Here is a 12,033-nt window from a genome sequence, read left to right as displayed (position 1 = left end):
TAGAAGGCATGTAATCGTCGCGATCAGCGAAATTTCTTCGCCGTCTCGACGCTCGCCGTCGTCCACATTCCTTCGCCGATGCGGCGCAAAGGCAGGACGGCGCGCCCGGCGACGAGCCGGGGCCGCAGCCAGCCATGCGTGTCGACCCAATCTTCGGGCGCCGGCGCCTGGGCGTCCGTCTCCAGGGAGACGAGAAACATGCCCTGCGCCCTGAGCTCGCGAGCCTGCACGGCGCGCTCGAAACGGCGCAGGCCGCCGAATTCGACCCAGCGGCCCGACCATCCGCGCGCCGTCAGCCCCACTGCGGCGGCCGCGCCGACGAGGCCGCGGCGCGCGCGCAAGCCGGTCGCGCGCAGCCCGATGAGCGAGGGCTCGATCTCGTCGCCGCGGATTTCGCGACGGCTCGCCTCGCGGCCGAAGTCGATCAGCCGTTCCGCCTCTTCGCCCACGACGACGACGCCGGGGGCGCTCGATGGCGCGGCATGCGCTTCGACATAGGCGGCGGCGAGCTGGAAGAGAGCGTCGAGCGCGTCCGTTCGCTCGGTCTCGACGACGAGGCAGGAGGCCTTGTTGTTCGTCGTCGCCGCGACGCCGGAAAACAGCATATGGCCGACCGAGCCGATGAAGCGCGCCTCGCCGTCCAGCGTGTCGCCGAATTCGCGCGCCAGCCGCGCCGTGCTCGCCGCCCAGCCGGCCCCGTCGGTGTCGTCTATGCCGATGAGAATGCGCATCAGTCGGCGACCTCCGCATCGCGCGGCCGCTTGCCGAGGGCGATGAGACGTCCGTCCTTCTCCTCGACCGGCGCGACGGCGCGCCCGCCCCACAGCCGCGGCGACAGCCAGCCGCCGGTATGGATCAGCGCTCGCGGGTCGAGCTCGCGGGCGTGCTTGTCGATCGCCACCGCCTCTATGCCGGCTTCCGCGAGCGCCGCGACGGAGATCGGATCGGGGAGGCGGCGCAGCCGGCCATATTCCAAGAATCGGCCGGACCAGCCATAGGCGGAGAGGCCGACCGCCGCCAGCGCGCCGATGATTCCGTCATTCGTGCCGCCGAGTCCGAGTAGCTCCACTCCGGCGCGCGCGGCGACCGTTCTCGCATGATCCTGTGTCTCGATTTCATGCGTGCAGGAGAGGCCGAACTCGATCACTTCGGAGAGGTCGTCGCTGTCCCGCGCGACGCAGAGGCCGGGGTCGGAGCCCTCGCTGGCGAGCTCGGCGATATGCGCGATCGCGCGGGCGGTGAGCGCGGGGATCAGCGCTGCATCCTCTATCTCCACCACGGCGCAGGCCGGGCTGTTGTGGGAGGTGAAGGGAATGCGCGGATCGATCAGCAATTGATGCCGCAGCGCGCCCCAGAGCCGCGCGCCCTCGGGAAGCTTGCGCTCGAACATCCGCACCAGCCGCCCGGTGCCGATCTTCGCGCCGGCGACGTCGGTGTCGTCGAAACCCATATAGAGCTTCATCTATCGGGCCTCGCTGTCTTGTCGCGCGACGATGGGCGCGAGCCGCCGGGCGCCGAAAGGATCATCGAAGACCTCCACCTCGACGCCATAGAGGCGCCGCATCCGCTCCGCCGTCACCACTTGCTGCGGCGGCCCGTCGGCCTCTATGCGGCCCTCGTGCAGAATAGCGATGCGCGTCGCGATCTGCATCGCATGTTCGGGATGATGTGTGCTGACCAGCACGCCATGTCCCTCGGCGCAAAGATCGGACAAATGCCGCATCAGGCGCAGCTGATAGCCATAGTCGAGGCCCGTCGCCGGCTCGTCCATCACCAAGAGGCGCGCGCCTTGCGCCAGCGCGCGGGCGATGAGGGTGAGCTGCCGCTCGCCGCCGGAAATCTCCGTATAGGGGCGGTCGATCAGCCGCTCTATGCCGAGCCGCGCGATGATGGATTCGACAATCTCGCGATCTTCCGCGCGGGGCGCGCGCAAAAGCCCTGTCTCCGGCAGACGGCCGAGCATGACCACCTCGCGCACCGTATAGGGAAAGGGCGTGACATGGCCCTGCGGCACATAGGCGACGCGCCTGGCGATCTCACGCCGCGAAAAGGAGGAGAGCGGCGCGCCGTCGAGCCGCACTTCGCCGCGCTTCGCCGAGAGAAAGCCGAGCAGCAGGCGGAACAAAGTGCTTTTTCCGGCGCCATTGGCGCCGAGCAGGGCGAGAATTTCCCCGGCGCCGAAGCCGAGCGTCACGCCCCCCAGCACGCTTCGTTTTCCGCGCGAAAAATGCAGGTCGAGGCCTTGGAGCTGGGTTCGAGGAGAGGGTTCTCTCACGGCGCGCTTCCTCTCCGGCGCTCCATCGCCGCCCGCCTCACGCCCAGGCCCTCCGCGCCCGGCCGAGGACGAGGATGAAGACCGGAATGCCGAGCAATTCGGTGACGACGCCGATCGGAATCTCCGCGCGGGTGATGTTTCGCGCCACACAATCGGCGGCGATGAGGAAGCTCGCGCCGAGCAGGGCGCTCGCCGGCAGCAGCTTGCTGTTGGTCGGCCCGATGGCGAGCCGCGCCACATGCGGCACGACCAGCCCCACCCAGCCGATCATGCCGGCGAGTGAGACCGAGAGCGAGGAGACCAGAGTTGCCGTGGCGATGACGCCATAGCGCGTCGCATGCACCGGCACGCCGAGCGAGCGCGCCTCGTCGTCGCCCATGGAGAGCGCGTCGAGCGCCCGGCCGGCGAGCGTCAGCGCGCCGACGCCCAAGAGGATCGCCGGCGCCGCGGCCTTCAGCTGCTTCAGATCGACGGCGCCGAGGCTCCCCATCATCCAATAGACGATCGCCGGCAGTTGGTCATAAGGATCGGCGGCATATTTCACGAGCGACAGCGCCGAGGCGAAAAGCGCGCCGGAGATCATGCCGCCGAGCACCAGCGTGACCATGGAGGCGGCGCCGAAGAGATTGGCGATGAGAACACCGACGCCGACGGCGACGAGCCCCATGGCGAAGGCGGAGATTTGCACGGTGAGAATATCGCCGGAGAGCAGAATGCCGAGCGCCGCGCCGAAGCCGGCCCCTCCCAGCACGCCGAGAATGCCCGGCGACACCAGCGGATTGCGGAACACCGCCTGAAACGACGCGCCCGAGGCCGAGAGCGCCGCGCCGATGAGCCCCGCCGCCAGCACGCGCGGCAGGCGGATCTCGACGATGAGATTGCGCAGCAGATCGAAACGCTCCGGCGGCAGATCGACGAGGCCGAGGCAGGCGCCGAGAAAGCCGAGAATATCGCTCGGCGCGAGCGGATAGCGCCCGACCGACAAGGCGACGAGAACGACCGCGAGCAGGAGGAATGGCAGGAGGGCGAGGCGCATCGAACGAGCCGCTCACTCCATGATGCGTGAGAAATCGGCGTCGGAAATATCGACGCCGAGGAAGAGCCGGTAGAATTTCTTCGTCTCGGCCTTCACATCGAGCGGAAAGCGCGCCGGATAGAAGAGATTGGCGAGCCATTGAACGCCGAGCGCGCGCATATAGCTCGGCGGGCGATCGAGCCAGTTGAAGGGCGCATGGGGCACGTCCACGATGCGGCCATTCTTCACCGCCTCCACATTGCGCCAGAGCTCGCTGCCCTTGGCCAGCGCGACGAAACCCTTGTTTTGCGTCAGTATCAGCGAAGGCTTCAGCGCGACGATCTGCTCGACGCTGATCTTCTCCATGCCGACATGCGAGGTCTGCTTGCAATGATAGATATTGTCGCCGCCGGCGATGAGGATCGGCTCGGTGTGGAAGCTCTTGTCGCAATCGGTCGCGAGCCCGTCCGGCGATTCGGCGTAATAGACGCGCAGCCTCTCGGCCGGCGGAATATCGGCGGCAGCCTTGCGCACGCGGGCCAGCGCGTCGCGAATATAGGCGGCCATCTCATTCGCCTGCGCCTCGCGGCCGAACACGCGGCCGAGAAAGGCGAAGGCCTCCGCGTAATCGTCGAGCGTGTCGAGCTTCAGGAAAATCACCGGAACTTTGATCTTGGCGAAGCTCGCCTCGACCTGTGTCTTCTCCTGATAGAAGCCGAGCCAGGCGATCACGAGATCCGGGCGCATCGCCGCGATCTCTTCGAGATTGAGCTGGCGGCCCATGCCCGCATTGCTGCCGAGGACGGGCAGATCGAGCGCCTCCTTGCGATAGAGGGATTTCTCGTCGCCGCGCATCGGCACATTGATGCCGATGAGCCGCTCCGGCGCTATGGCGTAGAGCGTCACCGCGACCGGAGGCGCCGCGCCGAAAACGCGGCGAGGGTCGGCCGGGATGACGATTTTGCGGCCGGCCATGTCGGTGATCTCGCGCGTCTCCGCGCGCGCGGGTCCAGCGCCGAGCGCGAGCAGCGCCAGCAGGGCGCAGAGGAAGCGGTTCCGGGCGAAGCGATGCGTCGAGGGCATGGACGAGGCCTTTCGACCTTCGGCGATGGCGGGAAGACGCAGACGATATGTATGCATCTTATATAGATAGCGACCATAGAGACCGAAGGCTGCGCCGCGCAAGGCCAAATTCTAGCCTCGGCTATCCTTTTCGACGCGGCGCGGCTGTTCGGCAGATCGGCGGAAAAGAGCGAGCCTGGGCTATCCTCTTTCGTATCGATATATTCGGCACATATGTTTCTGAACGGCGGCGGCCATTCCCGCGTATCGGCGGCGTCCTGACGAGATTATAGGCTTCGCCTATCGATCGACGATTTGCAGATATTGACAAAACCTCGCCGCCATTCGTTATGTAAACAAACTACAGTCATTCCTTCCGGCCCGCGGGGACCAGAAACATGAGCCTCATCAAGGAAATCGACTATGGCACGCCGGCTTCCCGCTCGGAAAAGGAAGTCACTCTGACGATCGACGGAACGGAAATCACCGTCCCCGAGGGCACGTCGATCATGCGCGCGGCGATGCAGATCGGCGTCGAGATCCCCAAGCTCTGCGCCTCGGACAATCTCCACTCTTTCGGCTCCTGTCGCCTCTGCCTCATCGAGATCGAGGGGCGCGGCAATCTCTCCGCCTCCTGCACGACGCCGGTCATGCCGGGCATTGCAGTGAAGACCTATTCGCCGCGGCTCGACACCATCCGCCGCGGCATAATGGAGCTCTATATCTCCGATCACCCTCTCGATTGCTTGACTTGCGCCGCCAATGGCGATTGCGAGTTGCAGTCCATGGCCGGCGCGGTGAGCCTGCGCGAGGTGCGTTATGGCGGCGGCCGCAACCATGTGAAGGCCCGCCTCGAAGGGCGCCGCAACGAGGATTGGAAGCCCAAGGACAAATCCAATCCTTATTTCACCTATGATCCCGCCAAATGCATCGTCTGCAATCGCTGCGTGCGCGCCTGCCAAGAAGTGCAGGGCGCCTTCGCGCTGACGATCGAAGGCCGCGGCTTCGACAGCCGTGTCTCGCCCGGCGCCGGCGAGGCCTTCATGGAATCCGAATGCGTCTCCTGCGGCGCCTGTGTGCAGGCCTGCCCCACGGCGACTCTCACCGAGAATTCCGTCGTGGCCATCGGCCAGCCGGAGCATTCCGCCGTCACCACTTGCGCCTATTGCGGCGTCGGCTGCGCCTTCAAGGCGGAGATGCGCGGCGAGGAGATCGTGCGCATGGTGCCGTGGAAGGACGGCAAGGCCAATCACGGCCATAGTTGCATCAAGGGCCGTTTCGCCTATGGCTATGCGCTACATCGCGACCGCGTGACCAGCCCGATGATCCGCGAGAAGATCACCGACCCTTGGCGCGAAGTGTCCTGGGAGGAGGCGATCTCCCACGCCGCCTCCGAGTTCAAGCGCATTCAGGCGAAATACGGCCGGCTCGCGGTGGGCGGCATCACCTCCTCGCGCTGCACCAGCGAGGAGACCTTCCTCGTGCAAAAGCTCATTCGTAGCGGCTTCGGCAATAATAATGTCGACACTTGCGCGCGCGTCTGCCATTCGCCGACGGGCTACGGCCTCAGCCAAGCCTTCGGCACCTCCGCCGGCACGCAGGATTTCGACTCGGTCGCCGAGGCCGATGTCATTCTCATCATCGGCTGCAATCCGACCGATGCGCATCCGGTCGTCGGCTCGCAGATCAAGCGGCGTATTCGCGAGGGCGCCAAGCTCATCGTCGTCGATCCGCGCCGCACGGAACTGGTGCGCTCGCCCCACATCAGCGCGGCCTTCCATCTTCCGCTGCGGCCGGGCACCAATGTCGCCATCGTCACCGCGCTCGCCCATGTAGTGGTGAAAGAGGGGCTCGTGAACGAGGCCTTCGTGCGCGAGCGTTGCGATTGGGACGAATATTTGGAATGGGCCGCCTTCGTCGGCGAGGAGAGCAACAGCCCCGAGGCGGTGGAGAAGTTCACCGGCGTTCCGGCGCATCTCGTGCGTGGCGCGGCGCGTCTCTACGCCACTGGCGGCAACGCCACCATTTATTACGGCCTCGGCGTCACCGAGCACAGCCAGGGCTCGACCACTGTGATGGCCATAGCCAATCTCGCAATGGCGACCGGCAATCTCGGTCGCCCCGGCGTCGGCGTGAACCCTCTGCGCGGGCAGAACAATGTGCAGGGCTCCTGCGACATGGGCTCCTTCCCGCATGAGTTCCCCGGCTATCGCCATGTCTCCGACGACAATGTGCGCAAGCTGTTCGAGGAGGCCTGGGGCGTGCCGCTGGACGGCGAGCCGGGCCTGCGCATTCCCAATATGTTCGACGCCGCCGTCGATGGCGTGTTCAAGGGCCTCTATGTGCAGGGCGAGGATATTCTGCAATCGGACCCGGACATCAAGCATGTCTCCGCCGGTCTCGGCGCGCTGGAGTGTCTCGTGGTGCAGGATCTCTTCCTCAATGAGACGGCCAATTACGCGCATGTCTTTTTGCCCGGCGCGAGCTTCCTCGAGAAGGACGGCGTCTTCATCAACGCCGAGCGGCGCATTCAGCGCGTGCGCCGCGTGATGAGCCCCAAGGCGCGCTACGCGGATTGGGAGGCGACGCAGCTCTTCGCCAATGCGCTCGGCTGCAATTGGAGCTACACGCATCCGAGCGAGATCATGGACGAGATCGCCAAGCTCACGCCCTCCTTCGCCCATGTCTCCTACGCCAAGCTCGACGAGGTGGGCTCGGTGCAATGGCCCTGCAATGATCTGTCGCCGGAAGGCATGCCGATCATGCACATCGACAAATTCGCGCGCGGCAAGGGCAAGTTCGTCATCACCGAATATGTGCCGACGGAGGAGCGTACCGGGCCGCGCTTCCCGCTGCTGCTGACTACGGGGCGCATACTCTCCCAATATAATGTCGGCGCGCAGACCCGCCGCACCGAGAACAGCCAATGGCATCCCGAGGATGTGCTGGAGCTCCATCCGCATGACGCCGAGGTGCGCGGCGTGCGCGAGGGCGATTGGGTGCGCGTGCAGAGCCGCGCCGGCGAGACGACGCTGCATGCCAAGATCACCGATCGCGTCGCGCCCGGCGTCGTCTACACGACCTTTCACCATCCTCTGTGCCAGACCAATGTCGTCACCACCGACAATTCCGATTGGGCGACCAATTGCCCGGAATATAAGGTGACGGCGGTGCAGGTCTCGCCTTCCAACGGTCCTACCGAATGGCAGGAGCGCTATCGCGAAATGTCGGAGAAGAGCCGACAGATCGTCGCCGTCGAGGAGGCGCGCTAGCGCGCTTCCAGCCGAATTGGACGCCGGTTCGGCGTTGGAAACGCGTCGAAACAAACGCCTGGAGTCTTTCCATGTTTCATTGAAACACGGAAAGACTCCAGTGGTCTGCTTCATCGGAACTGAAGGGTTTTAGAAAGAGCGAGCCTTTAGGCTCGCTTCTCGAGACACGTCAATTCATCTGACGCAGACCACTTGTGCGTGTTTCGATCGAGCGAACAGCGGCGATTGCGCGCTTCGCCGAGGGTCCGGCGACTTATCCACAAATTAGCCCCGTGCGGCGACGCACGCCTTCGCGCCGGCCGCTTTTGCGGCTCAGGCCGCGCTGCGTATCTCGTCGATCATCATGGCGCGCTTTGCGATTCGATCGCTCGTCCGATGATCTCTCCCGCTCCGCGCGTCCCCCCGTCGCGGCTTCGCGAGAGCGCGTTATGACGCCGTCGCGACCGCGTTCCGTCACGCGCGTCCGTCATTGGACTTAGACGCCAGCCCGGAGTGACTTTTCGTAAAATGCGGGCCAGTTTCCGGTTGCGATCGGAGAATTTGCGCCATGCGATTGGCTTCGCCTGCATCGAGAGACCGAATTCGTTTTCGAATCGAGGCCGCCGATCTTCTGTCTGCGATCGCTGCGCCTTTTGTCGCTCTCGCATTGCGTGATCCCGTCTTGCTCGATCCTGGCGCGTTTCCTTCGGACATTCCGGCGTCCTATCAATACGCCTTCATCTCGACCGGTTGCGCCGTCCTCATGATGCTGTGCTTCCGGCTGAGCGATCGCATGGGGCAGTTCTTCTCCGTGCGCGACGCCTTCGCCGTCTGCGGCGCCTCGGCGGGCGCCGTCGCTTCCAGCGCCGCGATTCTCTTCGCTCTCACGCGCTTCGAGGGCGTGCCGCGCTCGACCCCGCTGATCTACGGGCTCGTGCTGAGCGCCTCGATGATCGCGATACGCATGGCGACGCGCCTGCTTCACAAGGATCTCGGGCGCAAGCACGGGCTCGACTCCCGGGCGAGCGAGGCCGATCTGCGACGCGTCATCGTGGTCGGCGTCGATCGCTTCGCCTCGGCCGCGATCAAATTGACCGATTACCTGCGGCCCCGCAAAACGCAGATCGTCGCCGCGCTCGATGCGAGGCCGTATCTCGTCGGTCGAAAGATCGCCGGCGTCTCGATCGTCGGCGATCCTTTGGACATCGGCTCGATCATCGACGAATATGCGGTCCATGGCGTCTATGTCGATGAGGTTTGGCTCGTCGAAGACAGGACGCTTCTGGCCCCCGGGCTGCTCGGGCAGCTCGGCGCGCAATGCGCGGCGCGCGGCGTGGCGATCGTCGGCATAACGGAAGCCTTGAATTTCATCGCTTCGCCGCCGACCTCCTCGGTCGCGGGCGCGGTGATCGACGCGGCGGAAAAATTCGAGGCGCCCGACTACTTCAAGTCGAAGCGTCTGATCGATCTATGCGCGGCGAGCCTTTTGAGCGTCGCGACTCTCCCTCTCGCGCTCTGCGTCGCCTATGTTGTCTTTCTCGATGTCGGCGCGCCTGTGCTGTTCTGGCAGCAACGAATCGGGAAGAACGGCAAGAAATTCCTGCTCTACAAATTCCGCACCTATCGCGCTCCCTTCGACGAGAACGGCCGGCCGGCGCCGGAGGACCAGCGTCTCTCGAGAGTCGGACGCATCATCCGCGCGACCCGCCTCGACGAGCTTCCGCAGCTCTATAATGTGATCGTCGGTCACATGTCGCTCATTGGTCCGCGGCCCCTATTGCCGCACGATCAACCCGATGATCCGGGCCCGCGTCTCAGCGTGCGTCCGGGCCTCACCGGATGGGCGCAGATCAATGGCGGAACAGTCGTTTCGCCGGAGGAAAAAAACGCGCTCGATCTCTGGTACATCAGGCACGCCGGCCTGAGGCTCGATCTCGAGATCGTCATCGGCACGCTGCTGGTGGCTCTGGCGGGGGAAAAGCTGAACGGTCACGCCGTCGACCTCGCGGTCCGCTGGTATCGAGACGAATTCGACGCGGCTGGACGCGAAGCTGCGCGAGGCGATGAAGCGCCGCGCGACCGTCATCGGCGCGAAGGAGCCTCCGACCAGACCGCTCGGCGTCGGAAGCTCGGCGCCGTGCAAATCGATTACCCATATCGCGCGGTCGAACCCGGTTGAGTCGATCGTCCGACGAATTTTGGACGATATGGGCTTGCTGCATGGCGCGAAACGATCGCGCGACGGATGGCGAGGCCGATCCGCAGCATTCCATCTGTTCTTCATCCGATCGAGCGTCATCGGCCACATTTTTTCTCTGGGTCGTCGAACCGGGCTTTGCGCCGTCACGGGCAGGATTTTGACGCGCGCTGCGCGTGGCGCGCGGGTCGCCATTGCTCCGCTTATTCAGTCGGCGCTCGAAGCGAGCAAGAGATTTCACGAGCAGGAGATTTCAGATGCAGCATGACGTCAATTTTCAGGACGAGGCGAAGCGCGCATTGCTCGGGCTCGTCGATGTCACAGGCTTGCGCTACAGGGCCGGCGACGGGACGCTTCGCATAACGATATCGGACCCGCCCAATCACAATGCTCTGACCCGGGCGGCGATGGACAGTCTCTATGAAACGCTTTGCCGCTTTCGCGAGCTGCCTTTCGATCGGCTGACGCTCGAGTTCGATACGGCGTCCGGCTCGGTCGCCTGCGCCGGTCTCAATCTGAAGGATTTCGAAGCGGCGGCGCGGCAATTGCGCTCCGGGGAGGATTTGCTGGGGACGGACAGCTATTTCGTTCGAGCGGTCTCTGCTCTGCGCAGATTGAGCCGCATCATTCCCACATCGGCTTTCGTCGACGGACATCTCGTCGGCGCGGGCGTCGAGCTGGCTCTGAGCTGCCGTGAGGTCGCCTGCATGCGATCGGACAGCAAAATTCTGCTGCCGCATCTGCGGATCGGCGTTCCCTATCATACGTCCGGGCTCTGCCATATGGCCGGCGTCATCGGATGGGACGTGATGTCGCGAGCGATGGTGACGGATGCGATTCCGGTGCTTCTGGCTCAGGTCCTCGCCGATCGCGGGAGGATCGAAAGCTTGTCGCCGGCCGAGCGCATCGCCGACGCGAAAATCGCGCTCGATCGCATGGCCGCCGTCTTTCAGGGCCGGGCGGCGCAAATCGGCGACGCGTTTTTCGCCGTGGAGGATCGTACCGGCAAGACCCGAAACATCGCCGAAGCGCATCTGATCCAGATCATGTCGCATCTATTCTTCGGCGACGACATGGATGCGCTGCCGCTGGCGTTGCAGGAGATCATCGATGCGCCGCGCGTGCGCGCATCGTCAGGCGCGGACAGCCGGCTGGCCGAATCGCTCGCGGCTCATCGCAAAAAGCCGAAGCGTCTCAACCATCATTTCTCGAAAGCTATCGACGCTTCCGAGGAGCCGGGCGATTTTGATCGCATCCTGTCCACCACACCGAATTAACGGCTGCCGACCCGCGCATCGGAGCGCGATGCGCGGCGGCTTTATGCGAACCAGCGATAGTCAGCGGCGTCTGCCGGAATGCAGGAGCAACCGCATGGAAAAGATAGGCCTCGAACAAGGATTGCGCGAGCGGAGAGCCGTCAGGCATTACAGCGACGCGCCTGTCGACGACGATCTGCTCGCGGAGGTTATCGAGCTCGCGTCATGGGCTCCTTCGCCAGGCAATACTCAGGGCTGGAAAGTGATCGCGCTCGGCGATGAAGCCTCGAAGGATGTGATCGCGCGCTTCGAGCTGGCGGGATGGGAATCGGTCTTTCCCGTGCTGGAGCAGGTGCTCCGCAACGACGCCGCCGAGCGCTCGGCCATCGCGCCGGACGGCGATGCGGATGATAGGAGGCCGGCGACCGCGGATGAATGGAGCCGGCGCGTGATCTCCATGTATCAGCGGCATTTCGAGGTGAAAGGCGCGCCGAGGCTGCTGTTCGTCTATCACACCGTCGACCGAAGGAGATACGCGAATCTCGTGCGTCTGTCGCTGTCGGCGCTGATACGACGCGCAATTCGAAAGCCTTCGCCTCTCGAAGGGTTGCGCTGCTTGTTTTCGTCGCTGCGAAACGTGCCTGTGCTCGTGCGCGTGAATGCGTTGACGCGAACATTCGGTCTGGCCAATTTCACTTACGCCCTCACTCTCGCCGCCGCCTCGCGTGGCCTGGCGACTTGCATTCAATCCAACTATCTCAACGTTCAACACGATCTTCGGCATTATCTCGGCCTGGGCGCCGATGTCGATATCGTCGCCTCCCTATTGATCGGCTATCAGGCGGCCGACGCCCTGCCGGCGCCGGAGATGTTCCGCACGCGCAAGCCGGTCGCGGTCGATTGGATCGATGTCACTCCCGGCTTCGTGGCGCCGTCGCGACGCGACGAGAAGATCTGTGAAACTGTCGAGTGAGGCG

General features: G+C 64.5%; 10 protein-coding genes. 5 read left to right on the top strand and 5 right to left on the bottom strand.

Going from position 1 to position 12,033, the window contains the following annotated elements; all coding sequences use genetic code 11:
- Positions 1-23 precede the first annotated feature (23 nt).
- Genes AC6IY7_RS06625 through AC6IY7_RS06605 form a run of 5 tightly spaced genes read right to left on the bottom strand, consistent with a single transcriptional unit; the run spans position 24 to position 4,373 of the window.
- Positions 24-731, bottom strand: a complete 708-nt coding sequence (locus AC6IY7_RS06625) for a hypothetical protein (RefSeq protein ID WP_497782277.1) — start codon at positions 729-731, stop codon at positions 24-26.
- Positions 731-1,462, bottom strand: coding sequence for a hypothetical protein (locus tag AC6IY7_RS06620; RefSeq protein WP_497782276.1), 732 nt, complete (start codon positions 1,460-1,462; stop codon positions 731-733). The genes AC6IY7_RS06625 and AC6IY7_RS06620 overlap by 1 nt, the downstream gene beginning before the upstream one ends.
- Positions 1,463-2,275 carry an ABC transporter ATP-binding protein gene (locus AC6IY7_RS06615; protein ID WP_497782275.1) on the bottom strand — a complete coding sequence of 271 codons (813 nt, stop codon included), beginning with the start codon at positions 2,273-2,275 and terminating at the stop codon, positions 1,463-1,465. It lies immediately after the preceding gene.
- Positions 2,276-2,312: 37 nt separating this feature from the next.
- Complete coding sequence (locus AC6IY7_RS06610) at positions 2,313-3,311, bottom strand: FecCD family ABC transporter permease (protein WP_497782274.1); 999 nt, start codon at positions 3,309-3,311, stop codon at positions 2,313-2,315.
- A gap of 12 nt (positions 3,312-3,323) precedes the next feature.
- Complete coding sequence (locus AC6IY7_RS06605) at positions 3,324-4,373, bottom strand: ABC transporter substrate-binding protein (RefSeq protein WP_497782273.1); 1,050 nt, start codon at positions 4,371-4,373, stop codon at positions 3,324-3,326.
- 377 nt (positions 4,374-4,750) lie between these two features.
- On the opposite strand from AC6IY7_RS06605, the gene fdhF reads away from it, so the two are divergent.
- The 5 genes from fdhF to AC6IY7_RS06580 all read left to right on the top strand — a co-directional run bounded on the left by fdhF (position 4,751) and on the right by AC6IY7_RS06580 (position 12,029).
- Positions 4,751-7,624, top strand: a complete 2,874-nt coding sequence (fdhF, locus tag AC6IY7_RS06600; RefSeq protein WP_497782272.1) for a formate dehydrogenase subunit alpha — start codon at positions 4,751-4,753, stop codon at positions 7,622-7,624.
- Between the two features lie 646 nt (positions 7,625-8,270).
- Complete coding sequence (locus tag AC6IY7_RS06595; RefSeq protein ID WP_497782271.1) at positions 8,271-9,782, top strand: sugar transferase; 1,512 nt, start codon at positions 8,271-8,273, stop codon at positions 9,780-9,782.
- A 28-nt stretch (positions 9,783-9,810) separates the two neighbouring features.
- Positions 9,811-10,068: a hypothetical protein gene (locus tag AC6IY7_RS06590; protein WP_497782270.1), complete on the top strand. Its 258-nt coding sequence runs from the start codon at positions 9,811-9,813 to the stop codon at positions 10,066-10,068.
- Positions 10,058-11,077, top strand: a complete 1,020-nt coding sequence (locus AC6IY7_RS06585) for an enoyl-CoA hydratase/isomerase family protein (protein ID WP_497782269.1) — start codon at positions 10,058-10,060, stop codon at positions 11,075-11,077. Before AC6IY7_RS06590 ends, AC6IY7_RS06585 begins: the two co-directional genes overlap by 11 nt.
- A gap of 94 nt (positions 11,078-11,171) precedes the next feature.
- Positions 11,172-12,029, top strand: coding sequence for a nitroreductase family protein (locus AC6IY7_RS06580; RefSeq protein ID WP_497782268.1), 858 nt, complete (start codon positions 11,172-11,174; stop codon positions 12,027-12,029).
- Positions 12,030-12,033 lie beyond the last annotated feature (4 nt).

This window comes from Methylosinus sp. is20ea (assembly GCF_059718135.1).
The sequence above is the reverse complement of the archived record's forward strand: the minus strand, read 5'-3'. Positions and strand labels throughout refer to the sequence as shown.